At 40.0% G+C, this 25,983-nt stretch carries 19 protein-coding genes, 2 tRNA genes, 3 rRNA genes and 1 pseudogene; 7 read left to right on the top strand and 18 right to left on the bottom strand.

The genetic code is table 11. From position 1 onward, the window contains the following. Positions 1-114: 114 nt before the first annotated feature. A complete protein-coding gene (locus AC0T5Z_RS06960; RefSeq protein WP_291333581.1) occupies positions 115-369 on the bottom strand; it encodes a hypothetical protein in 255 nt (84 codons plus the stop codon). 198 nt (positions 370-567) lie between these two features. Between AC0T5Z_RS06960 and umuD the strand changes: the two genes are divergently transcribed. Continuing rightward, a complete protein-coding gene (gene umuD, locus AC0T5Z_RS06965) occupies positions 568-1,182 on the top strand; it encodes a translesion error-prone DNA polymerase V autoproteolytic subunit (protein ID WP_435337713.1) in 615 nt (204 codons plus the stop codon). Positions 1,183-1,222: 40 nt separating this feature from the next. Next, on the top strand, positions 1,223-2,518 hold the full coding sequence (locus AC0T5Z_RS06970) for a Y-family DNA polymerase (protein WP_435337714.1): 1,296 nt from the start codon (positions 1,223-1,225) through the stop codon (positions 2,516-2,518). A gap of 148 nt (positions 2,519-2,666) precedes the next feature. Here the strand turns inward: AC0T5Z_RS06970 and AC0T5Z_RS06975 are convergent, their stop codons facing one another. Further along, positions 2,667-4,874 (bottom strand): OsmC domain/YcaO domain-containing protein, encoded by a 2,208-nt coding sequence (locus AC0T5Z_RS06975; protein WP_291333575.1) that lies wholly within the window; start codon positions 4,872-4,874, stop codon positions 2,667-2,669. A 306-nt stretch (positions 4,875-5,180) separates the two neighbouring features. On the opposite strand from AC0T5Z_RS06975, the pseudogene AC0T5Z_RS06980 reads away from it, so the two are divergent. From AC0T5Z_RS06980 to accC, 4 genes and pseudogenes are all read left to right on the top strand, one after another. Beyond that, a pseudogene (locus AC0T5Z_RS06980) lies at positions 5,181-5,282 on the top strand (histidine kinase dimerization/phospho-acceptor domain-containing protein); the annotation flags it as partial. Positions 5,283-6,271: 989 nt separating this feature from the next. Beyond that, positions 6,272-6,727, top strand: coding sequence for a type II 3-dehydroquinate dehydratase (aroQ, locus tag AC0T5Z_RS06985; RefSeq protein WP_435337715.1), 456 nt, complete (start codon positions 6,272-6,274; stop codon positions 6,725-6,727). A gap of 16 nt (positions 6,728-6,743) precedes the next feature. Beyond that, complete coding sequence (gene accB / locus AC0T5Z_RS06990; RefSeq protein WP_004973838.1) at positions 6,744-7,166, top strand: acetyl-CoA carboxylase biotin carboxyl carrier protein; 423 nt, start codon at positions 6,744-6,746, stop codon at positions 7,164-7,166. A gap of 17 nt (positions 7,167-7,183) precedes the next feature. Continuing rightward, the gene (gene accC / locus AC0T5Z_RS06995; RefSeq protein WP_435337716.1) at positions 7,184-8,551 is read left to right on the top strand and encodes an acetyl-CoA carboxylase biotin carboxylase subunit; all 1,368 of its coding nucleotides are present in this window, start codon (positions 7,184-7,186) and stop codon (positions 8,549-8,551) included. Between the two features lie 204 nt (positions 8,552-8,755). Here accC and AC0T5Z_RS07000 read toward each other — a convergent pair whose 3' ends face one another. From AC0T5Z_RS07000 to AC0T5Z_RS07025, 6 genes are all read right to left on the bottom strand, one after another. After that, complete coding sequence (locus AC0T5Z_RS07000) at positions 8,756-9,517, bottom strand: alpha/beta fold hydrolase (RefSeq protein WP_435337717.1); 762 nt, start codon at positions 9,515-9,517, stop codon at positions 8,756-8,758. Between the two features lie 163 nt (positions 9,518-9,680). Then, positions 9,681-10,547, bottom strand: a complete 867-nt coding sequence (locus tag AC0T5Z_RS07005) for an MBL fold metallo-hydrolase (protein WP_291333553.1) — start codon at positions 10,545-10,547, stop codon at positions 9,681-9,683. A 1-nt stretch (position 10,548) separates the two neighbouring features. Further along, entirely contained in the window at positions 10,549-10,965 is a 417-nt protein-coding gene (locus tag AC0T5Z_RS07010) for a DUF6691 family protein (RefSeq protein WP_291333551.1), read from the bottom strand. Beyond that, on the bottom strand, positions 10,966-11,382 hold the full coding sequence (locus AC0T5Z_RS07015; RefSeq protein WP_291333549.1) for a YeeE/YedE family protein: 417 nt from the start codon (positions 11,380-11,382) through the stop codon (positions 10,966-10,968). Between the two features lie 144 nt (positions 11,383-11,526). Next, entirely contained in the window at positions 11,527-11,994 is a 468-nt protein-coding gene (gene ybaK / locus AC0T5Z_RS07020) for a Cys-tRNA(Pro) deacylase (RefSeq protein ID WP_435337718.1), read from the bottom strand. Between the two features lie 123 nt (positions 11,995-12,117). Then, positions 12,118-13,710 (bottom strand): Na/Pi cotransporter family protein, encoded by a 1,593-nt coding sequence (locus AC0T5Z_RS07025; RefSeq protein WP_291333639.1) that lies wholly within the window; start codon positions 13,708-13,710, stop codon positions 12,118-12,120. Positions 13,711-14,037: 327 nt separating this feature from the next. Here AC0T5Z_RS07025 and AC0T5Z_RS07030 point away from each other — a divergent pair, with 327 nt between their 5' ends. Continuing rightward, complete coding sequence (locus tag AC0T5Z_RS07030; protein WP_291333547.1) at positions 14,038-14,589, top strand: lytic transglycosylase domain-containing protein; 552 nt, start codon at positions 14,038-14,040, stop codon at positions 14,587-14,589. Positions 14,590-14,730: 141 nt separating this feature from the next. Here the strand turns inward: AC0T5Z_RS07030 and rrf are convergent. From rrf to ftsY, 10 genes are all read right to left on the bottom strand, one after another. Beyond that, positions 14,731-14,845 (bottom strand): 5S ribosomal RNA (gene rrf, locus AC0T5Z_RS07035). 215 nt (positions 14,846-15,060) lie between these two features. Then, positions 15,061-17,953: ribosomal RNA gene (locus AC0T5Z_RS07040) — 23S ribosomal RNA — on the bottom strand. 463 nt (positions 17,954-18,416) lie between these two features. Beyond that, positions 18,417-18,492, bottom strand: a tRNA-Ala gene (locus tag AC0T5Z_RS07045). A 103-nt stretch (positions 18,493-18,595) separates the two neighbouring features. Continuing rightward, a tRNA-Ile gene (locus AC0T5Z_RS07050) sits at positions 18,596-18,672 on the bottom strand. A 158-nt stretch (positions 18,673-18,830) separates the two neighbouring features. Then, positions 18,831-20,367: ribosomal RNA gene (locus tag AC0T5Z_RS07055) — 16S ribosomal RNA — on the bottom strand. The 16S, 23S and 5S rRNA genes sit together here with 2 tRNA genes alongside, the layout of an rRNA operon. Before the next feature lie 538 nt (positions 20,368-20,905). After that, positions 20,906-21,571: a DUF2057 domain-containing protein gene (locus AC0T5Z_RS07060; RefSeq protein ID WP_291341611.1), complete on the bottom strand. Its 666-nt coding sequence runs from the start codon at positions 21,569-21,571 to the stop codon at positions 20,906-20,908. Between the two features lie 196 nt (positions 21,572-21,767). Then, entirely contained in the window at positions 21,768-22,361 is a 594-nt protein-coding gene (locus tag AC0T5Z_RS07065; protein ID WP_435337840.1) for a nitroreductase family protein, read from the bottom strand. Positions 22,362-22,623: 262 nt separating this feature from the next. Beyond that, positions 22,624-23,310 carry a nitroreductase family protein gene (locus AC0T5Z_RS07070; protein ID WP_291341607.1) on the bottom strand — a complete coding sequence of 229 codons (687 nt, stop codon included), beginning with the start codon at positions 23,308-23,310 and terminating at the stop codon, positions 22,624-22,626. 174 nt (positions 23,311-23,484) lie between these two features. Beyond that, on the bottom strand, positions 23,485-24,513 hold the full coding sequence (locus tag AC0T5Z_RS07075) for an IS701-like element ISAba11 family transposase (protein ID WP_473786262.1): 1,029 nt from the start codon (positions 24,511-24,513) through the stop codon (positions 23,485-23,487). A gap of 190 nt (positions 24,514-24,703) precedes the next feature. After that, positions 24,704-25,810 (bottom strand): signal recognition particle-docking protein FtsY, encoded by a 1,107-nt coding sequence (gene ftsY, locus AC0T5Z_RS07080; RefSeq protein ID WP_291341605.1) that lies wholly within the window; start codon positions 25,808-25,810, stop codon positions 24,704-24,706. Between the last annotated feature and the right edge of the window lie 173 nt (positions 25,811-25,983).

A 25,983-nucleotide genomic window follows, 5' to 3' on the forward strand; every position in this document is an offset into this window, starting at 1 on the left:
GCAAATCTGCTAGTCTAGAGCCAAAAATATTATCGGTCAGATGAAATCTTTTATCATGTAGGAAAATAAGTCACGCTATTTTCTTCTGGCTCATAATTAAAAAAAGCGTCGTGGTCAGATGAAATTCAACCAGAAAATGACGTTTAAACGATGATTTTGATATTCTGCTTTGACTTTAATCGGGCAACTGATTTGCGCAAAGTCAATTTCATGTTCAGTATTTTGCTTAAAACATTCAGCCAAAGACCAGCCCTGATGTTTAATGAAATCCTGCATCAAAAACTCAGGTTCAAGTTGTGCATTGATGAATTCCAACAGCAAAGATTCAACTTTTTCATTCGATAAATAAATATCTTCAACAACATGCACGCCAATCTTTAAATATGCTGCTGCAATAGAAAAATCCTAACCTAAAGGATTGTGTTTGTATAGCTATGCAATCGTAGAGTGTTATCTATATCTAGCAATCAAGCATGCAGGCAGATTGAATCTTATTCACATTTTCAGCTATGCTATCAACACATCAAATTTCACTTCAAACACGCCTCGTTGCGTAGGAGTAATCTCATGTCTAAGAAGTTACCTATTTACTTCTCTGATGCTGCTTGGGCGTCATTACAAAAAATCATGGGTATGGATGGTAAGCCTAGCCTAACCTTGAATGCCATTCTAGAACAGATAGAATTGCTGAAAGAATATGACTTTCAGCCTGTTTGCAAACGTACCGTTTTACCGCTTCCAGTTGCTGTCGAATCCATTCCTGCAGGTTTTCCTTCACCTGCTCAAGACTATATTGATAAAAATATTGATTTGAATGAATATCTCATTTCCAATGAAAATGCGACCTTTTTAAATGTGGTACGCACCACCTCTATGGTAAACGCAGGGCTTGAATACGGCGATATTGTATTGGTAGATCGTAGCAAAGAAGCCAAACACCGCAGCATTGTGGTTGCATTAATCGACCAAAAAGACCTGACTATTAAACGCCTGATGATTACAGCCAAAATGTCCAAAAGTGAATTGGCTGAACATTTTGGTGAAGACTACGACCCTGCCACTTTGCCTGAAGCTTGGCTCAAAGCAGAAAGCCCCGACTATGACAGCATTTACCTGAAAGATGGGCAAACGTTTGAAGTCTTTGCGGTGGTGACGTGGAACTTAAAAAACTTGATGGCTTAAACCAGCACACCATAATAAAAGTCAAATAAGCAGAATATACATGAAACCTTTAAAGCAAATTTTTGCGCTGATTGACATCAATAATTGTTATGTGAGCTGTGAGCGGTTGTTTCAACCACATTTGAATCATCGTCCTGTGGTGGTGCTCTCCAATAACGATGGTTGCGTGGTATCACGTTCCGAAGAGACCAAACAACTTGGCATTAAAATGGCTGTGCCCTTTTACCAAGTTCAAGAATTGATTCAACAACATGATGTTGCTGTCTTTTCAAGTAACTATGCACTCTATGCGGAAATGTCTAGACGTTTTAATAATACGATTCAACAATTTGTTAGTGCAAAAGACATTGAAATTTATTCAATTGATGAAACCTTTATTGAACTGAGTTCATATTCTCAGACCGACTTAAATGAATGGGCGCAAGAAATTAAAGCAACTTTATGGCAATGGCTGGCTCTCCCTGTCTGTGTCGGTATCGGTCACAGTAAAACTGAAGCCAAACTGGCCAATCATCTCGCCAAGAAAAATAGTTATTTCAACGGCGTGTGTAATTTACTCCATATGGACTTATGTAGCAAAGAAGCCTTATTTCAACACATTGATGTCGCTGAAGTCTGGGGGGTGGGCCGAAAACTTGCAAAAAAATTGCACGCTTTAAAGATTCATTCTGTATTTGATTTAGCGATCAGTGATCCTGAGCAAATGCAACGTAAATTTTCAATTTTAATGAAAAAAACCATATTGGAACTAACAGGTACGCCGTGTATTGAACTAGAACAAACCACAGCGAGTAAACAGCAAATCATCAGCTCACGTTCTTTTGGACAACGAGTCACCGACATTCATGCACTTTCGGAAGCACTGAGCGATTATTTACAATCTGCGGTGCAAAGGCTTAGAAAAGAAAAAAGTTTATGTTCCTGTATGATTATTTTTGCGCAATCCAGTCGTTTTGATCAGCGCCAAGCTTTTTACAATCAATCGGTGACTATTGCCTTTAATGAACCAACAGATTCTGCATTAATCATGAACAAAGCCATCATGAAGCATATCTCTACCCTATTTCAAGAAGGCATTGTCTTTAAAAAATGTGGTGTGATTTTAACAGGACTTGAGCCAAAGCAAGGCTATATTCCCGACCTACTTGCAGATACGCACGTCATTGAAAAACAGGAACAATTACAGCAGGTATTAGATACCGTGAAAAATAAATATGGTATGCAAAAACTTGCTATTGGCGCATGTAAATTACAAGACCGCACGTGGGCAATGCAGCGCAGCCATTTAAGCCCTAATTATTTTAGCTGGGAAGGCTTATTGGCACTTGGCGATTAGTGCTTTTTTAGTTGTGATCTGATTCGTCTTTGATTGCGCTTCTATATACTTCAGTTACATCAAGAAAGGATATTTATAAAACCGTTCATCCAAACAACCATCTTCTTGTGATGATTATTTGGATGAACATGATCTGATTTAAGCAAGATCAACCTTCATTTAGTCCGACAAACTTAGCACGTGCTTTATGCAGTTTTTTGTAGCTGTCGATTAAACGTAAGTGACGATCTAAACCTTCAAGCTGCATATTGGTTTCGGTGAGTCCATAGAAACGTACGCTGCCTTCAACAGAACCCATGACCGCATCCATCCGTTCATTGCCAAACATACGGCGGAAATTGACTGCATAATCGGCAATATCCATTTCATCATCTAAAATAACTTCAAGCACAACATTCATACACTGATAGAACAAGCCACGTTCTACGGTATTAGTGTTGTATTGTAAAAATGCTTCGACCAAATCTTTAGCTTCTTCAAACTGTTCTAATGCCAGATAAATCAATAGCTTTAATTCAAGGATGGTCAGTTGTCCCCAAACTGTATTGTCATCAAACTCAATACCAATCAGGGTTTTAATTTCGGTATAGTCATCCAGCTCACATTCTTCCAAACGCTCAACCAAGGCTTCAAGTTGGGCGTCATCCAAACGGTGTAAATTCAAAATATCTTCACGGTAAAGCAAGGCTTTATTGGTATTATCCCAAATCAAGTCCTCCACCAAATACACTTCTGAATAATCGGGCACTAAAATTCGGCAAGCAGTTGCACCTAAGTGTTCATATACCGCCATATAGGATTCTTTGCCCAAATCTTCCAGAATCGTAAATAAAGCCTCGGCTTCTTCTACATTGCTATATTGACCATTGTTGGTGAAATCCCACTCTACAAACTCAAAATCTGCCTGCGCACTAAAGAAACGCCAAGACACTACACCACTAGAATCAATGAAATGTTCAACGTAGTTATTTGGCTCTGTAACTGCATTGCTGCTAAACGTTGGTTGTGGCAAGTCATTCAGACCTTCAAAACTGCGCCCTTGCAATAACTCGGTCAAGCTACGCTCTAAAGCCACTTTAAAATTAGGATGTGCACCAAACGAAGCAAATACACCGCCTGTACGTGGGTTCATTAAGGTCACACACATGACAGGGAATTGACCGCCTAAAGATGCGTCTTTCACCAATACGGGGAAGCCTTGCTCTTCTAAAGCCTGAATACCTGCCACAATACTTGGATATTTCGCCAAAACTTCTTGCGGCACATCAGGTAGGCAGATTTCTTCCTGAATAATTTCGCGCTTGACTGCACGTTCAAAAATTTCAGATAAACACTGCACTTGAGCTTCTGCAAGCGTGTTGCCTGCACTCATCCCATTACTTAAATATAAATTTTCAATTAAATTTGATGGAAAATATACCGTTTCACCATCGGATTGACGTACAAATGGCAATGAACAAATACCACGCTCAGTATTGCCTGAGTTAGTGTCATATAGATGTGTACCAAGCAATTCATCTTCATGGTCATAAATTTCTAGGCAATATTCATCTAAAATTTCTTTAGGCAATTCACCATTTGGGCCAGGCTTAAACCATTTTTCATTTGGATAATGCACAAACTCGGCATTGGCAATTTCTTCGCCCCAAAACTGATCGTTATAGAAGAAGTTACAGTTCAAACGCTCAATGAATTCACCTAAAGCAGATGCCAACGCACTTTCTTTGGTCGCACCTTTACCATTGGTAAAACACATTGGCGATTGCGCATCACGAATATGCAGTGACCAGACATTTGGTACGATATTACGCCATGAGGCAATCTCAATTTTCATGCCCAAATCTGCCAAAATACCCGACATATTGGCAATGGTTTCTTCAAGCGGTAAATCTTTACCCTCAATAAAAGTCGCATGAGATGAAGTCAAGTTTGGCATCAGCAAAGCTTGCGCATCGGCATCAATACTTTCGACTTGCTCAATCACAAACTCAGGGCCAGTCTGTACCACTTTTTTAACAGTACAACGATCAATGGAACGTAAAATACCCTGACGGTCTTTTTCAGAAATATCTGCAGGTAATTCCACCTGAATTTTAAAAATTTGTTTATAACGGTTTTCAGGATCGACAATATTGTTTTGTGATAAACGAATGTTATCAGTCGGAATATCACGTGACTGGCAATAAACCTTCACGAAATATGCAGCACACAATGCTGATGACGCCAGGAAATAATCAAATGGGCCTGGTGCAGAGCCATCACCTTTATAACGGATGGGCTGATCGGCAATGACAGTAAAATCGTCAAATTTAGCTTCAAGACGCAAGTTGTCTAAATAATTGACTTTAATTTCCATGTAGGCACCTATTGTCTGTGCCTACTCAGACACAAAAAATTAGAATATTGATTTATAAGCCGAATCAAGGAGGAGAATTAGACTTAAAAAATAAGGTTTGAAGTTAGCGCAGCGGTAATAACAGCGACTCCAGAATATGCGACAACATTATAAAGTGATTTAGATGAATTGATAATGCTATAAATACAGTTTTACTGAATTTAAGCAAAGTTACCAATTTAATATACATAAATATAATATACTATTATATAAAATATTATCTTCAGGTTCTAATCTGCTTGATGGTGAAACAACATAAAACCTACCGCACTCTTTGCTGCGCATGAACTGCGCACGCCGTTGACTGCTATTAAAACGCATGTACAACTGAGTCAATTGATATTAAATCAAAACACATCTACCCAAGATACAGCCACAGAGAAACAACAGGCTGATTAAGCTTTTCCGAGCGTTAATCGCAATTAAGGCGAGATTCAGAACAAGATCACATAACTTTTGCTAATACCGAACATATAGCTCAACTATACAATAACGCCATTTTAAGGGGATTTTTGAAATAAAAGGTCAATGCCTTATAAACGTTTATCCATGATAGGGATGCTGTGAGTTGTTGTGTAGAAGAACATTGCTAGAAAAAATAGCTGAAACTTTCACCGCCTTTTTTTCAATTCCACTTCATATTTTTAAATGAGGTAGATATCCGTGCAGATCGTGTAGGTGCTTAGTGTTGTGATCAATCTACAACTTAATTGAAGTGTATATAAAACCAACAGCACCCTACACAAAATATAATATGCAGTGTAGGAACACTCATTACAACCTAAAAACATAGATAAATACATCAATTTAAATATTCAACTTAAACTTATGTTTTATTTAAACAAAGTTATATTTTAAAATATCTTATTGGCGAGATCATCTTTCTATACAAACCATCCTCACTTTAACGATGATCACAAAACGTATCAGCTGCTCCGCAGCGATTTATGTATTCATCTACTTTGAATAACCTAAAAAAATGGAATAAGTATTTTTTAAAAACGGAAGCGAAATATCATGCGATAGAGAAATGTGAAATTGATGTTGACTGTTTTTTGGCCTTAATATTCCGAATCAAGCCTCTTCAAGTCACTCGCCGGATCAGTCTTTACAGAAAACAAATGAATAGATTTGTCAGTTGTTTTAAAATATAAAAATCAGCAAAAAAAAATAAAAATGTAATTTTTTAACATTGCGAATTCCCCGCAAAGTTTTCATTATAGAGCCTCATTTTGGCACACTCTTTCTACGTCAAATTAAACAAATTACAAAAAAAATGTGGAATTTTATGCCATAATTAGCAAACTTTGCAGACATCTTGCAAAGTATTATTGCAATTATTTATTGGAGCAAGCGGAATGAGTTCGACCATTTTGGTTATTCATGGACCGAATCTAAATTTGCTAGGAAAGCGTGAACCCGAAGTTTATGGTTACCTCACTCTTGAGGATATAAATCAACAGCTCATTTCACAAGCGCAAAAAACATCAATTTCTATAGATACTTTCCAAAGTAATTGGGAAGGCGCAATTGTAGACCGAATTCATCAAGCCGCGTTAGATGGCACACAATATATCATTATTAATCCAGCTGCATTGACACATACATCTGTTGCGGTACGTGACGCTTTGTTAGGGGTCGCTATTCCATTTATTGAAGTCCATTTGTCGAATGTGCATGCACGTGAGGCGTTTAGACATCATTCATATTTATCAGACAAAGCCATTGGTGTGATTTGCGGTTTAGGCGCAAAAGGCTATGCCGCAGCACTCGACTTTGTTCTTGAAAAAATTCAACCTACTACACAATCTTAAACTAGGAATACTGTCCATGGATATTCGTAAAATCAAGAAACTCATCGACTTGATGATTGAATCTGACTTACAAGCGATTGAAGTTAAAGAAGGCGATCAGTCGATTGCATTAACTCGTCGCAGTCCAGTAGTGGCGGCAGCAGTTCCTGCAATGCCTGCACCTTCTGCAGAAGTACCATCTGCACCTAAATCTTCACCACGTGGTGCAGTTGAAACTTCTCCAATGGTTGGCGTGTTCTATGCAGCACCAAGCCCAGGTGAAGCACCATTCATTAAAGTGGGTCAAACTGTTTCTGCTGGTGAAACGCTTGGTATTATCGAAGCAATGAAAATCATGAACCCAATTGAAGCAACTCAAAGTGGGGTAATTGAAGAAATTCTAGTTAAAAATGGCGAAGTGATTCAATTTGGTCAACCACTCTTTCGCTACCGCGCTTAAGACCTCGGGGATTCACAATGTTGCAAAAAGTTTTAATTGCAAACCGTGGTGAGATTGCCCTGCGCATCACCCGAGCTTGCAAAACTTTAGGGATCAAAACCGTGGGTATCTACTCAGATGCCGATAAAGACCTGATGCACTTACGCTTTTGTGATGAAGCTGTATGTATTGGTCCGGGTGCGAGCAGCGAAAGTTACCTAAATATTCCTGCAATTATTACTGCAGCAGAAATTACAGGTGCAGACGCTATTCACCCTGGTTATGGTTTCCTTGCTGAAAATGCCGAATTTGCTGAAATTGTAGAAAGTTCAGGTTTCATTTTCATTGGTCCACGCCCTGAGCATATTCGCTTAATGGGTAACAAAGTTTCTGCAATTACTGCAATGCGTAAAGCTGGCGTACCGACTGTACCAGGTTCAGCGCATGCCGTTACAACACACAATGCTTTAGCCGAAGCCAAAGAAATTGGTTTTCCGCTCATTGTAAAAGCTGCTGCTGGTGGTGGTGGTCGAGGTATGCGTATTGTAGAACGCGTAGACACCCTGCTTGAATCAGTTCAAGCGGCTCAACGTGATGCAGAAATGTGGTTTGGTGATGACACGGTCTATATGGAGCGTTTCTTACAAAAACCACGCCATGTAGAAGTGCAAGTATTGGGTGATGGTAACGGCCACGCGATTCACCTTTATGACCGCGACTGTTCTTTACAACGCCGTCACCAAAAAGTACTTGAAGAAGCGCCAGCACCTAATTTACCAGAACAAGCACGTGCCGATATTTTAGAAGCTTGTGTTAATGCATGTAAGTTAATGCAATACCGTGGTGCAGGTACTTTTGAATTCTTATTTGAAGATGACGAATACTTCTTCATTGAAATGAATACACGTGTTCAGGTTGAGCACCCTGTAACTGAAATGGTGACAGGTATTGATATCATTGAACAACAATTGTGTATTGCTGCTGGTTTAGGTTTAGACATTGAGCAAGATCAGGTTGAAATTCGTGGTCATGCAATCGAATGTCGTATTAATGCAGAAGACCCAACTACCTTCTTACCTTCACCGGGGAAAATTGAACACTTCTATGCGCCAGGTGGTGCAGGTATTCGTGTAGATTCACACATCTACGAGGGTTATAGCATTCCGCCGTATTACGACTCAATGATTGCTAAACTGATTGCGCATGGTAAAGATCGTGAAACCAGTATTGCGCGTATGCGTCAAGCCTTGGATGAAACTATCTTAACAGGAATTAAAACCAACATTCCTTTGCACAAGGACTTGATTCTGCAAGATGAAAAATTCTGCAAACAAGCAATGGATATTCACTATCTTGAAAAGCATTTACTCAAGCAAATTGCTGGTAATGAAGAAGAAAAAGCATAAGCAATTTAAGTTTGCTCATGTTTAAAATGAAGAGCTGATGACTCAACATCAGCTCTTTTTTATTGCTAAAGATAAAAGCTAAACCGTTTATCTATGCAGATTAGTCCGAATAAAAACCAATACTCCAAATGCAGTAGTGGCTTAAAATTGATTTAAAAAAATCGGGATCTTAGATCATTGAGTACCAAAAACTGCAGGACAAGATTAATCTAAAAACTCAGTCATTAATGCAAGGACTTCTTCGGTTTTTTCAGCATGTAACCAATGCCCTGCATGAGCGATAGTTTCAACTTTTGCATGCGGGAACTGTGCTTGAATGGCAGCATAATGCTCGGGCTTCTCAATATAAGGCGAATTACCACCACGAATAAATAAAGTTTCTACATCACTCTGCACCGTCTGCCATGACAAAATTTCTGCATAATGTTCATATAGCGCATTTAAGTTAAATAACCATTGCCCTTTGCTAAATGACTTCATTAAAAATTGCACAACCATTTCTTCTTGAAGATGCTCACGCATTATTTCCATCCCCACTTGGCGGCTTTCAATTTGTGCTTCTTGCACAGCAAACAAAGCGGTAAAAATTTGATCGTGACGATTTTCAGAATAAGCAAAAGGACAAATATCCAATAAAACCAATTGTTGTAAACGCTCGGCTGCTAGAGGTGCTAAAGTCATTGCAACCTTGCCCCCCATTGAATGCCCAACTACAGAAAACTGTTCGATATTCAAACTGTTCAGCGTTTCTAAAACATCTTGGGCCATTACTGCATAATTCATGTCATCACGGTGTGCAGATTTACCATGATTACGTACATCTAATTGAATCACGGTACGCTGTTCTTGAAATGCACGTGCGATCATGCCTAAATTACTCAAACTACCAAATAAACCATGAATAAAAACCAAAGGTGGCAAGTTAGATTCAGGCTCATTTTGCGTGATTTGATAATTTAACAACATAAAATAAACTCTAAACTTGTATACAAATGATTGATCTATTTAATGAGTTTTGTGTTTATAAATCAAACTTTAAATGTGCTTTTCATTGATAAACTTATAATATTGCTTAGGCTATTCGTATAAGCCAAAGCAATATTATACAAGATGAACCTTTCTTAAAATTTTATTTAAAGTAATTCAAAGGCAACTTCAAATAACGAATACCATTGGCCTCAGGTTGTGGAAACTTACCTGCATCCATATTGATTTGAATAGATGGCAAAATCAATTTAGGCATCGTTAAAGTGGCATCACGTTGGGTTCGCATCTCAATGAATTCAGCTTTGCTTACCCCTGTATGAATATGAATATTCTGTTCTTTTTGAGTTTTAAGCAGTGTTTCATGTTCATATCGTTCACGTGATTCTGGTAAATAATCATGGCATAAAAACACACGTGTTTCTTCAGGCAACTCATATAATGATTGCACCGAATCGTACAACTGCCCTGCACTGCCTTTCGGGAAATCACAACGTGCCGTACCATAATCAGGCATAAACAAGGTATCACCTACAAATACAGCATCACCGATCACATAGCTTAAACAAGCAGGCGTATGTCCTGGTGTAGGGATGTTATAGGCTTGTAATTCACCAATCGTAAAAGTTTCATGATCTGCAAACAGATAATCAAACGATTGATGTGAATTGAAATACTTAATATCCAAGTTATAGATGGCACTGAATGTTTCTTGCACAATCGAAATTTTATGGCTCATGGCAATTTTACCACCCAGCTGCGATTTCAAATATTGAGAAGCTGTCAGGTGGTCGGCATGCACATGCGTTTCTAAAATCCATTCAACCGTTAATTCATTTTTATTGATGTAAGCAATGATTTCATCAGCATGAGTTGTTGTAGTTGTCGCAGATGCAGGGTCATAATCCAACACGCTGTCAATGATGGCACATTGAAGTGTTACAGGATCACTCACCACATAACTGAATGTATTGGTATTTTCATCAAAAAAATGCTGAATGTCTGCGTGCATCTTATGCTCCTGCAACCTTACGATGAAAGAGGATCCCCACCAACATCGCAACAATAAAATAGATTGCTTGATAATAACCTAAACCAATCAAAGTGAGACTTGGCGCAGGACAAATTCCTGCAATACCCCAACCGATACCAAAAATAAAACTACCAGTGATCAGTTTGGAATCAATTTGAGTTTGTTTAGGCAAATCAATTGGTTCATTTAAAATGGTTTTTGGTTCAGCTTGACGCATAGCTCTTTGAAATGGAATAAAGGCAACCGCAATTGCACCCATCATTACAAACGCTAGACTTGCATCCCATGTACCAAAAAGATCGAGAAAATTTAAAACTTTTTCAGGATTCGACATACCAGAAAGAATCAATCCAACTGAAAAAATACCACCAAAAATAAAGGCTAAGAAATTTTTCATTTAGAATGCTCCTGTGATATGACGGATGATATAAACGGTTATAAAGCCAGCTAGCATAAAGGTCCCTGTTGCTACAATTGAGCGCTTAGATAAACGACTCATGCCACATATACCATGACCACTAGTACAACCCGAGCCTAAACGAGTACCGAAGCCCACCAATAATCCCGCCACAATCATCATCAATGGGCTTGCATTCAATTCAACTTTAGGTTGAGCCACGATGCTGTAGAAAAAAGGCACAATGAAAATACCTAACACAAACCACAACGCAGGCGTTTTGAACAGCGTTTGCGGATTTAAAACTTGAGCCAGTAAGCCACTAATGCCTGCAATACGACCATGAACATATAAGTAGCCCACGACGGCAAGACCAAGTAATCCACCACCGATTAATGCTAGAAGATAATCATGCATTTTTAACACCCAAAGAATATATGTTTTTATAATATATTATTATGATTTTTATTCAACTACTCTCTTGTGAGTTTTGTAAATTTGATCTTCTTGTACATTGCATTTTGAATCTGAGTGAGTCAATGCAATATAAAATTCTATTTATCATACATCTACAATATCGACAAAACTGGCATTTAAAACTTTTGCCAAATCACTTGGAGCTAAACCAATATCCAATCCACGCTTCCCTTCACTCACATACATAATTGTAAGCTGTTGAGCGGATGCGTCAATGACCGTTTTCAGTTGTTTCTTCTGCCCGATTGGACTTATGCCTCCAACCAAATAGCCTGTCAAACGCTCAGCATCCTTAGGATCAGCCATGTGCATTTTTTTACACTGAAAAGCAGCCGCAACTTTTTTCAGATTTAATTGGTGATGGACAGGTAATATCGCCACAAAGAAATGTTTATCATCACTGACCAATAATGTTTTAAATACTTCTGTGACATCTAAGCCTAGCTTATCCGCAGCTTCCAAACCAAAACTCTTAGCATTATGATCATGTTCATATTCATGCATAGAAAATTGAATTTTTTTGGCTTTTAAAAGTTTAGCTGCTGGTGTCATTGAAAAAATATTGAAAAAAACGATGCTAAAATTATACACTTGATTAAGATTAAAAAGTGAATTTGCTTAGGCTATTTCTTGGATATTAAAGTAACCATCAAAACAACGGAAAGCTTAAAATAATTAACTTGGTTTACGCGAATTATCGACCAATACGTTGGCTAAGCGCTGTGCATGCGCAATCACGCGATCCAACCAACGCTGCGCCGCCAACAATTCTAAACCTGCCGCAGCATTAAGTTGATTCACAGCAGTATATTGCAACACTTTTTCACGATTTTCGGCACGTTGATCTTCTGTCCACTTTTTCAAATTAGATAATTCAGTATGTAAACTTAGCACGTGACTATGCACGTCAAAATCATCCATTTCTTTTAAATGTTCATCGAGAATTTGCACAAAATCTAAACCAACTTGATAAATCGCTGGTTGGGTGCGTATCACGTTTGCCAACGTAATATTTTCCAAATCACTTCGTAAAACACGTAAATACACCATCAAACGTAGCATCGCCATCAAACGCTGTTGATCGGCTTCATTTTCTGAAATTGACATTTCTTCCAAATAGCGTTGCACTTGAATGAGCACCTCATCGAGCTGCAACAAACGTACTTTTGAAGGCAATCTCCCCTCTTGAATCGCAAGTTTTAGCATCACTAAAACGTCATACAAACTATGGTAAATCACCTTTGATGCAGCATGAATGGCCAAGGCGGGCACAGATAAACTCGCTTGATCGAGATAACATAAAATCGATTGAGTTTGATCTGGAATGATTTTCATAATCAGTTTTTCAAACTGACGAATAAATGGCAAAATAATCAAAGTACCGCAAATACTGAACGCTGTATGGAATGCAGCAACTATCACCACATTGTCCCATGTTGCCATAAGACGTTGATTTTGTGTTAGTTCAAGAAATAGCGGTTTTAAAATAATAAAAGCAAAAATGGCTGAAATGATGTTAAAAATCACATGAACTGCTGCAGTACGTTTGGCATTTGCAGTTGAAGCAATTGCAGCAATAATAGCCGTAGCGACAGTACCAACATTCTGTCCAATCACTAAGCCTAAAGCTTGTTGCAAATCGATTGCACCACTGGCCAAGGCTGCTAAGGTTGCGGTAATTGCAGCACTCGAAGATTGCAACAGAATAGTCATGATAATACCGACCAAAACCAAACTGAATTGCGCAATCATAGATCGACTTGAAAATACAGATAAATCAACACGTTCAGCAAAACCAGACATGGCAACTTGCAACATATCAATACCAAGGAAAATCAGGCTAAAACCTGCCAGAGTCATGCCAAATAGTGCCACTCGCCCCTGACTAAATAATTTAAGCATTGCACCCAAACCAAGCAAAGGTAATGCAAAACTAGTGATGGAAAATTTAACACCTAAAAATGCCACCATCCACCCCGTACTAGTTGTGCCAATATTCGCGCCAATAATGACACCAATTGCCTGAGCAAAAGTAAGAATACCCGCACTAACAAAACCAATCGTGGCTAAAGTCGTTGCTGTAGAAGACTGTACAATTAAGGTTAAACAAATGCCTGAAAGCACAGATTTAATGGGTGAACCTGTAAATTTAGACAACCAAATACGCAAAGTTTCCCCTGCCATATCTTTTAAGCTGTCCGTCATCATGGTCATACCAATCAAAAATAGACCAATACCACCACATAATTGTACAAAGACATCTAACACACTTACTCCCTCTGCATAAGCAATTTTCAAAGTGCTAAAAAACCGATATTGCACATACTTTCATCTTAAAATTGCAGTTTATTTGTTCTATTCCAATAGTTTATATTAAATAAAAAACTTGTCATTAATTTGATATATCATTAAAACCTGAAGATAGATCAGACTCCATTAATTTATTCAATCATTCGATAAAGTCAAAAATTAAATCGCTGAATTATGCTGATACGATACAATTCAAATGTATGAATAACTTAATTGAGTCAATCGCTCACATCAAAATCAGCATATATACCCACATACGCTAGAATGAATAGGCATAGTTTTAATATGATTTTTAATACATTTAGAAAATATCCATATATAAAAATATTCAGTATTGGTTACACTGTTTTAACCTTAGCAGCCTGTTCTCCACTAGGAGGTGGTTCTCTTGCAAAACGCTCAGCTAAACTTTCTACAGGGATTCAAAAGGCCTATACTGTGCATCCTGATACAGCAAATCGTGTAGCACCAATCATTGTAAAAAGCGCAGAACAACATAATGTTGACCCTCTACTTGTCGCCGCAGTTATTCGACAAGAATCGAATTATCGTGCCTATGCTGTTTCACCCTCAGGCGCAATTGGGTTCACACAAATTATCCCACGTTATTGGGAGCAGACGTGTCCTGGCGATTTATTCCATGAACATATCAACATCAACTGTGGTTCATATATTTTAAATCATTATAAAAATCAGTCTGGGAAATGGTCTAAAGCTTTGGCCTATTACAATGTAGGACCTACTGGTTACAATAATAATCGAAAAATGAAAAAACAAGGTAAACGCTACGCAAAACAAGTCAAACAACACCAAAAAAACTTAAAAGATGCGCTTTGATTTTGAATTATTAGCTTAATAAAGTAATCAATTCACTTCAAAATAACACCATCTTCTGATGGTATTATTTTACCTACTTTTTAATATTTCTTTCCCCATAAAAAAACACCCCCAACGTGAGTTGGGGGTGTTTGAATAATGAGCTGGCGATGACTTACTCTCACATGGGTAATCCCACACTACCATCAGCGCGAAGAGGTTTCACTTCTGAGTTCGGGAAGGGATCAGGTGGTTCACTCTTGCTATGGTCGCCAGCACAACTGTTATGGACTTGTTCGGGTCTTAGTTACATTGCTTTTGCATGTAATGCCTTACTTGGTTCCAAATGAGTTATTAACAGGTTGGCTATTGGGTCTGAAGTTTATTGTTTAGCGTTCACTAAATCAAGTTTTTGTTTGATCGTTAGATCAATATGAAATCGATTGATCCTCACTTCTTTCGAAGTTCGTACAACAACTGCTTGGGTGTTGTATAGTCAAGCCTCACGAGCAATTAGTATTGGTCAGCTTCACATATCGCTATGCTTCCACATCCAACCTATCAACGTCGTAGTCTTCAACGGCTCTTTAGGAGGCATAAAGCCTCGGGGAAATCTTATCTTGAGGTAGGCTTCCCGCTTAGATGCTTTCAGCGGTTATCCCTTCCGAACATAGCTACCCGGCGATGCGACTGGCGTCACAACCGGTACACCAGAGGTTCGTCCACTCTGGTCCTCTCGTACTAGGAGCAGATCCTCTCAAATTTCCAGCGCCCACGGTAGATAGGGACCGAACTGTCTCACGACGTTCTAAACCCAGCTCGCGTACCTCTTTAAATGGCGAACAGCCATACCCTTGGGACCTGCTTCAGCCCCAGGATGAGATGAGCCGACATCGAGGTGCCAAACACCGCCGTCGATATGAACTCTTGGGCGGTATCAGCCTGTTATCCCCAGAGTACCTTTTATCCGTTGAGCGATGGCCCTTCCATACAGAACCACCGGATCACTAAGACCTACTTTCGTACCTGCTCGACTTGTGGGTCTCGCAGTTAAGCGCGCTTTTGCCTTTATACTCTACGCGTGATTTCCGACCACGCTGAGCGCACCTTCGTACTCCTCCGTTACTCTTTAGGAGGAGACCGCCCCAGTCAAACTACCCACCAGACATGGTCCTCGTCCCGGATAACGGGACAGAGTTAGAACCTCAACATTACCAGGGTGGTATTTCAAGGACGGCTCCACTCGGACTAGCGTCCAAGTTTCAAAGCCTCCCACCTATCCTACACAAGTAAGGTCAAAGTTCAATGTCAAGCTGCAGTAAAGGTTCACGGGGTCTTTCCGTCTAGCCGCGGGTACACCGCATCTTCACGGCGAATTCGATTTCACTGAGCCTCTGCTGGAGACAGCGCCGCCATCATTATGCCATTCGTGCAGGTCGGAACTTACCCGACAAGGAATTTCGCTACCTTAGGACCGTTATAGTTACGGCCGCCGTTTACTGGGGCTTCGATCAAGAGCTTCGCTTACGCTAACCCCATCAATTAACCTTCCAGCACCGGGCAGGCATCACACCCTATACGTCCACTTTCGTGTTTGCAGAGTGCTATGTTTTTAATAAACAGTTGCAGCGGCCTGGTTTCTGAGGCTGTCGACAGCTCAAGGAGCAAGTCCTATCACCATCAACAGCGTACCTTCTCCCGAAGTTACGGTACCATTTTGCCTAGTTCCTTCAGCAGAGTTCTCTCAAGCGCTTTGGTCTACTCGACCTGACCACCTGTGTCGGTTTCGGGTACGATTCCAGTGTAACTGAAGCTTAGAGACTTTTCCTGGAAGCAGGGTATCAGCCACTTCACTGTACAAGTACAGCTTGATATCAGATCTCAGCATAGAGCACCCCGGATTTGCCTAAGATGCATGCCTACTTCCTTTCACCTGGACTACCAACGCCAGGCTGACTTAACCTTCTCCGTCCTCTCATCGCATTACACTGAAGTATTGGAATATTAACCAATTTCCCATCGACTACGCCTCTCGGCCTCGCCTTAGGGGTCGACTCACCCAGCCCCGATTAACGTTGGACTGGAACCCTTGGTCTTTCAGCGAACGGGTTTTTCACCCGTTTTGTCGTTACTCACGTCAGCATTCGCACTTCTGATACCTCCAGCAGACTTCTCAATCCACCTTCGTCGGCTTACAGAACGCTCCCCTACCACGTATACAATGTATACATCCGCAGCTTCGGCACATAGTTTTAGCCCCGTTACATCTTCCGCGCAGGCCGACTCGACTAGTGAGCTATTACGCTTTCTTTAAAGGGTGGCTGCTTCTAAGCCAACCTCCTAGCTGTCTATGCCTTCCCACATCGTTTCCCACTTAACTATGATTTTGGGGCCTTAGCTGGCGGTCTGGATTGTTTTCCTCTTGACTACGGACGTTAGCACCCGCAGTCTGTCTCCCGGATAGTACTCATTGGTATTCGGAGTTTGCATCGGTTTGGTAAGTCGGGATGACCCCCTAGCCGAAACAGTGCTCTACCCCCAATGGTATTCGTCCGAGGCGCTACCTAAATAGCTTTCGGGGAGAACCAGCTATCACCGAGTTTGATTAGCCTTTCACCCCTATCCACAAGTCATCCCCTGGCTTTTCAACGACAGTGGGTTCGGTCCTCCAGTTAGTGTTACCCAACCTTCAACCTGCTCATGGATAGATCACCCGGTTTCGGGTCTATACCCAGCAACTATACGCCCTATTAAGACTCGATTTCTCTACGGCTCCCCTATGCGGTTAACCTCGCTACTGAATATAAGTCGCTGACCCATTATACAAAAGGTACGCAGTCACCAAACAAGTTGGCTCCCACTGCTTGTATGCATGCGGTTTCAGGATCTATTTCACTCCCCTCACAGGGGTTCTTTTCGCCTTTCCCTCACGGTACTGGTTCACTATCGGTCAGTCAGGAGTATTTAGCCTTGGAGGATGGTCCCCCCATATTCAGACAAGGTTTCACGTGCCTCGCCCTACTCGTCATCATTATGTGTGCCCTTTCGTGTACAGGACTATCACCCACTATGGTTGCACTTCCCAGAGCATTCCACTAAAACACACATAACTTAATGGGCTTTTCCCCTTTCGCTCGCCGCTACTGAGGGAATCTCAATTGATTTCTTTTCCTAAGGGTACTGAGATGTTTCACTTCCCCTCGTTCGCTTCGTATGACTATGTATTCATCATACGATACCTACCTTAAGGTAGGTGGGTTTCCCCATTCAGACATCTCCGGATCAAAGGATATTTGCCGCCTCCCCGGAGCTTTTCGCAGGCTATCACGTCTTTCTTCGCCTCTGACTGCCAAGGCATCCACCACATGCACTTAATTACTTGACTATACAACCCCAAACAGTCGTTAATCCCTACAAGTAGGATTAAGACAATTAAATAAATAATCAATGATCTATTTAATCTACAGTTTGAAGTCCCGTGCTCTTAAGCACCGTACAGCTTCAATCTAAATTCATATACCAAAACGCTTGATTCAGTTAATCGCTAGTAACTCATTTCTTTCACTTCACGTCACAGCAATAAATCACTGTTAGTGTTATGTTAGTCATGAGTATGAACAATTTATTTCAGACTCAATTTTTGCCAATCTGTTAATGATTCACTGCATCCTCGTCGGACTGCAGTCAACTGTGATAAATCACAGAATTTAATAAGCTTATACTTACTAAATTCTGTAATCTTTAGCTTAAAGCTCCAGTATATGTGTGCCTGCGCACAGCATAGCTGTTTGCTTAAATTTCAAGGAAAAGCCTTAAAGCAGTGCTTTAAGTTTTCTAATCTTGAAATTTGGTGGAGACTAGGAGAGTCGAACTCCTGACCTCCTGCGTGCAAAGCAGGCGCTCTACCAACTAAGCTAAGTCCCCAGCTTATCATTTTTGATTCGATGTATCAGATTATAGCCTGCGCACTCACTCACGTTCGTTTGCCTTGCGCTTCGCCTTAAAGCAGTGCTTTAAGTCTTGCTCATGGTGGGTCTGACAAGACTTGAACTTGTGACCCCACGCTTATCAAGCGTGTGCTCTAACCAACTGAGCTACAGACCCTGAGAAAAATCAAAGCATCGCTTTGTATTTTTCGCAAGACAAACGCAGTGCGTAGTATCTGCTACTCAATCCAATTCGAAAACCTCGAATTATCTTTTAAGACACATCGTCATGAAGAACAACTTGTTGTGGATTCTTACCAATCGTCAATCTTTCGTTAAGGAGGTGATCCAGCCGCAGGTTCCCCTACGGCTACCTTGTTACGACTTCACCCCAGTCATCGGCCACACCGTGGTAAGCGTCCTCCTTACGGTTAGACTACCTACTTCTGGTGCAACAAACTCCCATGGTGTGACGGGCGGTGTGTACAAGGCCCGGGAACGTATTCACCGCGGCATTCTGATCCGCGATTACTAGCGATTCCGACTTCACGCAGTCGAGTTGCAGACTGCGATCCGGACTACGATCGGCTTTTTGAGATTAGCATCACATCGCTGTGTAGCAACCCTTTGTACCGACCATTGTAGCACGTGTGTAGCCCTGGCCGTAAGGGCCATGATGACTTGACGTCGTCCCCGCCTTCCTCCAGTTTGTCACTGGCAGTATCCTTAAAGTTCCCATCCGAAATGCTGGCAAGTAAGGAAAAGGGTTGCGCTCGTTGCGGGACTTAACCCAACATCTCACGACACGAGCTGACGACAGCCATGCAGCACCTGTATGTAGATTCCCGAAGGCACCAATCCATCTCTGGAAAGTCTCTACTATGTCAAGGCCAGGTAAGGTTCTTCGCGTTGCATCGAATTAAACCACATGCTCCACCGCTTGTGCGGGCCCCCGTCAATTCATTTGAGTTTTAGTCTTGCGACCGTACTCCCCAGGCGGTCTACTTATCGCGTTAGCTGCGCCACTAAAGGATCAAATCCCCCAACGGCTAGTAGACATCGTTTACGGCATGGACTACCAGGGTATCTAATCCTGTTTGCTCCCCATGCTTTCGCACCTCAGTGTCAGTATTAGGCCAGATGGCTGCCTTCGCCATCGGTATTCCTCCAGATCTCTACGCATTTCACCGCTACACCTGGAATTCTACCATCCTCTCCCATACTCTAGCTAACCAGTATCGAATGCAATTCCCAAGTTAAGCTCGGGGATTTCACATTTGACTTAATTAACCACCTACGCGCGCTTTACGCCCAGTAAATCCGATTAACGCTCGCACCCTCTGTATTACCGCGGCTGCTGGCACAGAGTTAGCCGGTGCTTATTCTGTGGGTAACGTCCACTCTTCTTAGGTATTAACCAAGAGAGCCTCCTCCCCACTTAAAGTGCTTTACAACCAAAAGGCCTTCTTCACACACGCGGCATGGCTGGATCAGGGTTCCCCCCATTGTCCAATATTCCCCACTGCTGCCTCCCGTAGGAGTCTGGGCCGTGTCTCAGTCCCAGTGTGGCGGATCATCCTCTCAGACCCGCTACAGATCGTCGCCTTGGTAGGCCTTTACCCCACCAACTAGCTAATCCGACTTAGGCTCATCTATTAGCGCAAGGCCCGAAGGTCCCCTGCTTTCTCCCGTAGGACGTATGCGGTATTAGCATCCCTTTCGAAATGTTGTCCCCCACTAATAGGCAGATTCCTAAGCTTTACTCACCCGTCCGCCGCTAGCTCAGTTACCGAAGCAACCTCGCCCGCTCGACTTGCATGTGTTAAGCCTGCCGCCAGCGTTCAATCTGAGCCATGATCAAACTCTTCAGTTAAAATCATTTTGTCACTTTATTCGAAGTGACCAAATCTGGCTCATCAATTTTCTGACTTAAATTTCGCTCAAATAAACTTCGAGTAATTTAAACCAATCAATTAATGAAAATAATTTCGATCAATCAACCAGTAAAAATCCACACAAGTTGTTCTTCATAATCTCTTAATGATTTTCTGTTATTTCATCAATAACAGCACCAACTCAATCAACACTGCGTTGGTGTGTTGGGTATTCTATACAGTTTTTGAATAGACGCAATATGTATTTTTAGTTTTTTTTCAAAAAAAGTATCATCCGCCTAAGTTTTAAGCGTATTTCATATTTTTCTTATAATTCGTCTTTTTTTACACTTTATCAGATTAGACCTCTTGCGAAAGTATAGTTTTATCTAATTTTTGAATTGGCTAAAACCTTATAAAATATAGCTTTTGACTGCTTAAAATTTGACTAACGCAAGAAGTCTATTGGTTTTTTGAATAAATCCTTTTTAAACAAAAAAAAACAACCAGCTCAATTGAGCAGGTTGCAAATCTAGATTAGTTGACTTGTTCTGCAAGCCATGACATAAATTTTTGTCGTTCTGCTTTACTGGCTTGTTGCCACAATTGAATCAATTGTTGCTCTTTGCCCTGTGTTTGCTTTTGAGTATGCAATGTTACTGAAGTAGTTTTCTCAGATGGCAACACTGCCGCCGCCGTATAAACTGCCGCTGGCTGATTTACTGTTGCACTGTTTTGAGTTGTATCTACTGTTTTATTGCGTAAGCTACCGATTAACCAACCAGTTGAACTTGCTTTGGCACCTGTTTGTTGTACTAGCAATTGATTCTTTTGATTATATAAGCCAATGCTAGGTTGATCTTTAAATTCTTTTGCAGCATCGAAATCTTTAGGTGGATTTACCAAAGCGAGTCGATAGTTTTCGCCATCTTGAAGAATCGGGGTTTTGAGTGTAATTACGCCCGATTTTAAAATATCGTGAGCACCATTATGATGTTCAAAATATTGTTGATAGCGCAAGTTAATGACATTTTCACCCGCATTAACTTTCACTTGCTGTGCAGAACTGAATAAACCAGAACGAATTTCTTGATCATTTACAGCGAGCAATTTAATTTCTTCTGGCACTGAAATGGTTACTGCTGAAAATGCTGAACTGCTAGCCATTAATGCAATAGCTGCTACGCCTAATTTAAATGCCATATTTCACTCTGTATCATTTATTAAAGTTTGATTGCACTATGCAATGTATAAATGACAGTTTTATGACAGTTTATAGGTTTAAGAATTTTCACATAAATAAGAAAGCCGTAAGACACATCATTACCCCCCTAACAACAAAAAAGTAGGATGAATCATCATCCTACTTTTTTGTCTGTACAGCATGTATTGCTGAAGCTTAGTTAAAGCTTTTGAAACGTTCTGCATCATCCATAAATGTTTTTTCACCAGCAGGTGCTTCAATTGAACCAAACACCAATTGCGCACGTAGTTTCCAGTTTGCTGGAATGTCATAAGTTTGAGCAACTTCTTCATCTACGATTGGGTTATAGTGCTGTAATGATGCTCCTACATTGATTTCAGATAACGCTGTCCACGCTGCGAATTGTGCAATCCCTGTTGAATGCTCTGACCATACTGGGAAGTTGTCTGCATAGAGCGGGAATTGTTCTTGTAAACCTTTTACAACATCCTGATCTTCAAAAAATAATGCTGTACCAAAACCTGCACTAAAGCTGTTAATTTTTGCTTCTGTGTTTGCGAATGCGTCTGCAGGAACCATTTTACGTAAAGTTTCTAAAACGATGTTCCAGAATTGTGTATGCGATGCACCGTATAAAGTCACAACACGCGAAGTTTGTGAGTTAAATGAAGATGGGCTTAAACGAACTGCTTGTTTGATTGTGCTTTCAATAGTTGCCTGATTTACAGGAACATTTTTACCAAGCGCATAGATTGAGCGGCGTTTTTCTAATTGATCCAAAAATGACATTTTTTTAATTCCTCTGCAGAATTTTTAGAAATCGATTTATACAGCGATTTTACGCCTTTTATTCAGCATAAACATTACAAAAAACACGACAGTGTGTTTTATGTATAGAACGATTATAGTTTCATAAGGTGACAAATGTATGTGACTGCATCTATATACTTTTATTCTACGGATAAAGTCTTTTGCAATACAAACATACCGCGATTCACTTTTTGTAGCGCGTAATTAGAAACCTGTTTGTCTAATCTTTTAACGCTTTTATTTAGCCATAAACTTTAAATTGATTTTGATAGTGTGTATGACTCCGTTCGGTTACTTCTTCTTCAATTGATCCAAAAACAAGTTGTGAGCGTAATAGCCATGTATCTGGAATATCAAAATGCTCCGCCACAGCACGATCTATGCTTGGATTATAATGTTGTAAAGATGCACCCACGCCTGAATCTGCCAATGCTGTCCACACCGCAAATTGCGCCATGCCTGAAGTTTGCTCCGACCAAATTGGAAATTCTGCAGCATTAAATGGAATTTTCTTTTGCAATTGACGAATCACTTGTTGATCTTCATAGAACAATACCGTGCCAAAAGCTGCTGCACATTGTTCAATTTTTATTTTCGTACCTGCAAAAACCTGATCTGGTACAAACTGGCGTTGTACTTCCAGTACTAAATTCCAAAATTTTTTATGTGGTTCAGAAAATAAAATAACCACGCGCGTACTTTCTGAATGATGTGCTGATGGACAGCTACGCACAGCTTCCTGAATAAGCTCTGTCTTATACGTTTGGCTAAAATGAGTGCGTTTTCCTAAAGCATAAACACTACGGCGCTTTTTTAATTGATCGATGAAAGTCAGTTCATTTGCATCATGGTTAGACTTTTTCTTAAGCTTAAAGTCTTTCGTGATATCTGCTGTAAGCATATGATTAATTTTATTTAAAATTGACATTTTGACTTGCCCTAAAAATCAATCGAAATCAATTTAATATTTTTCTTATTCTATAGATCTCTTGCGAAAGTATCGTTTACCTAATTTTTGAACTGGCTAAAACCTTATTAAATGTAGCTTTAGGCTGTTTAAATTTTGACTAACGCAAGAAGTCTTATTAGGACTTACGCACTATCATTTATAGATTCTCTGTGGTAGCAGATGATTTTTATCGAGAATAAAGTCATCAATGAAGTCTTTGATGATTGGTCTAAATAATTTCTTCTGCCAACGATATACATTTTCAAAGATCCCCTCAAACTGGTTCTTTTGTATCTCGACGTAGGCCATCAAGGCTGAAAAAATATGATTCAAAATCAGTTTAGATCGTCTTACTTGAAACTTTTCAATATGACAAACCTGTTTAATCACTCGGTGATATTGTTCTATTTTCCAATGACTTGAATGTAATTCATGAAAACCATCAAAGGACAATAAATCATCTTCATCTTGATGCACAATATAAAACCTCTGCTGTTCTTTTAACTGAGTCTTAAATAATTGTACAAAGCCAAAATCTTTGAGCCAGACCACTTGACCCTGATGGAAATCTGGCAATAAACGCAGTTGAAACCATTGTCCTTTTTCTGGGGAAACCTTACGGTTACAGTCGATACCAAACATAAATCGAATACCATATTTTCTTATGGTTTTTAGATTTCCAGTCGATGAATACCAACTATCACCTGTAATAAATTGAATCTTTGCACCCCAACTGAGTACTTCACTTAACATATCCATAAAGTAATCATTCTTGGTTTTACTTTCAGATTTGTCATAAATTCGGAAATTAATTGGAATATTTTGACCATTTTGATCTGTCGCATACAAGGTAATGAGATTAATACCCTTGACGGATCGGTGGTGTTTGCCTGACCAAAAATAGCTAACTAAGTCCATATGTTGACTATATGGTTTATCTAAAACAGTATCATCAATACTGACTATAAGTTTATTATTATCAATATGTTGAATTGCTTCTTGATATAGGTCGTGAGGTGTGTAGTCTTCACGCTCTAGAAAGCGATTTACACTATCATGCGAGATATTATAAGTCTCGGCAAGTTGTGTGCAGCTAATAGAGTTCGGTTCTGTCATGAGAAAGCCCATATAAATGGGTAGAGTACAAGTTGCTGTAGAAGCATTTTTAATTCGTCTGATCACAGATACTTTATAAGGTATTTTAATACTTTTTTGAATCCGTCAATGCGTAAGTCCTATCTATATAAACAGATATGGTTTTATTCGCATTTGTATTTTTAGCTGTTGCTTTTTACAACACTAAAAACAACAAACTCCGCATTTTGCGGAGTTTGTGTGAAACTTACAGCATTTTATATTCTTAGTTAAAAAATCATTTTTCAGTTTCAAACAGTGCTGCAACAAAAGCCTTTGCCGAGAATGGACGTAAATCATCAATTTTTTCACCCACACCAATAAAGCGAATTGGCACGTGGGTACGACTTGCAATGTTAAATAAGACGCCACCTTTTGCAGTACCGTCTAATTTAGTGATAGTGATTCCTGTCAAACCAACAGCCTCATCAAACATTTCAACTTGGTTAATCGCATTTTGACCTGTGCCTGCATCCACCACTAACATCACTTCATGCGGTGCGGTTGCATCAATTTTTTGCATTACACGCTTAACTTTAGTCAACTCTTGCATTAGGTTGCTTTTGTTATGCAAACGTCCTGCTGTATCTGCAATTAGCACATCAATGCCTTTGGCACGCGCACTTTCAAACGCATCAAAAATAACAGAAGCACTGTCTGCACCGTGACCTTGTGCTACAACAGCAACATCGTTACGCTCGCCCCAGATTTGCAATTGTTCTGTCGCTGCAGCACGGAAAGTATCTCCTGCTGCCAGCATGACTTTTTTACCTTCACCCTGTAAGCGTTTTGCTAACTTGCCAATGGTTGTGGTTTTACCTACACCATTCACACCCACGACTAAAATCACATAAGGAGTTTTATTGGCATCAATATGTAAAGGTTTTACGCGTGGCACAAGCAAAGCCACTAATTCTTCTTGCAAAGCCTTATATAAAGAATGCGAATAAATTAAGTCACCACGCGCAGTACGCTCAGTCAAATTAGCAATAATAGTTTTCGTTGCATCTACACCAATATCTGCAACCAAAAGTTGTTCTTCGACTTCTTCTAATAATTCATCATCAATTTCTTTACCGCCAATCAGAATATTCACCATGCCATCGGCAAAGTTTTTACGGGTTTTGGTTAACCCTTCTTTCATGCGACTAAAGAAACCACCTTTCGCAGCTGCGTCTGTGTTTGATGATGTTTCAGCAGCAGGTTCAGACATTTCTGCTTGTTGTAAAGGTGTTGTTTCAACAATCGGAACATTTACCGCTGGTAAATTCGGTAATGTGACATCATCATCTCCGATATCAGCATCAATCAAAAATTTATTTTGCCCATTAGATTGCTGTTGCATGCCGAATCCTTGAAAAGCATTGCGTTAAAAAATCGGATTCTAACATAAACCAATTACTTTTACCTCGTCTTCCAACTACATAGCCGCATACAAAAAATACCCACAGCAATCCTTGCCTTTCCGTTTTAATTTCTAAAAGATAAGCCGATAACGATTGACATCCACTTGCTTAT

This window comes from Acinetobacter pengchengensis, assembly GCF_982235305.1.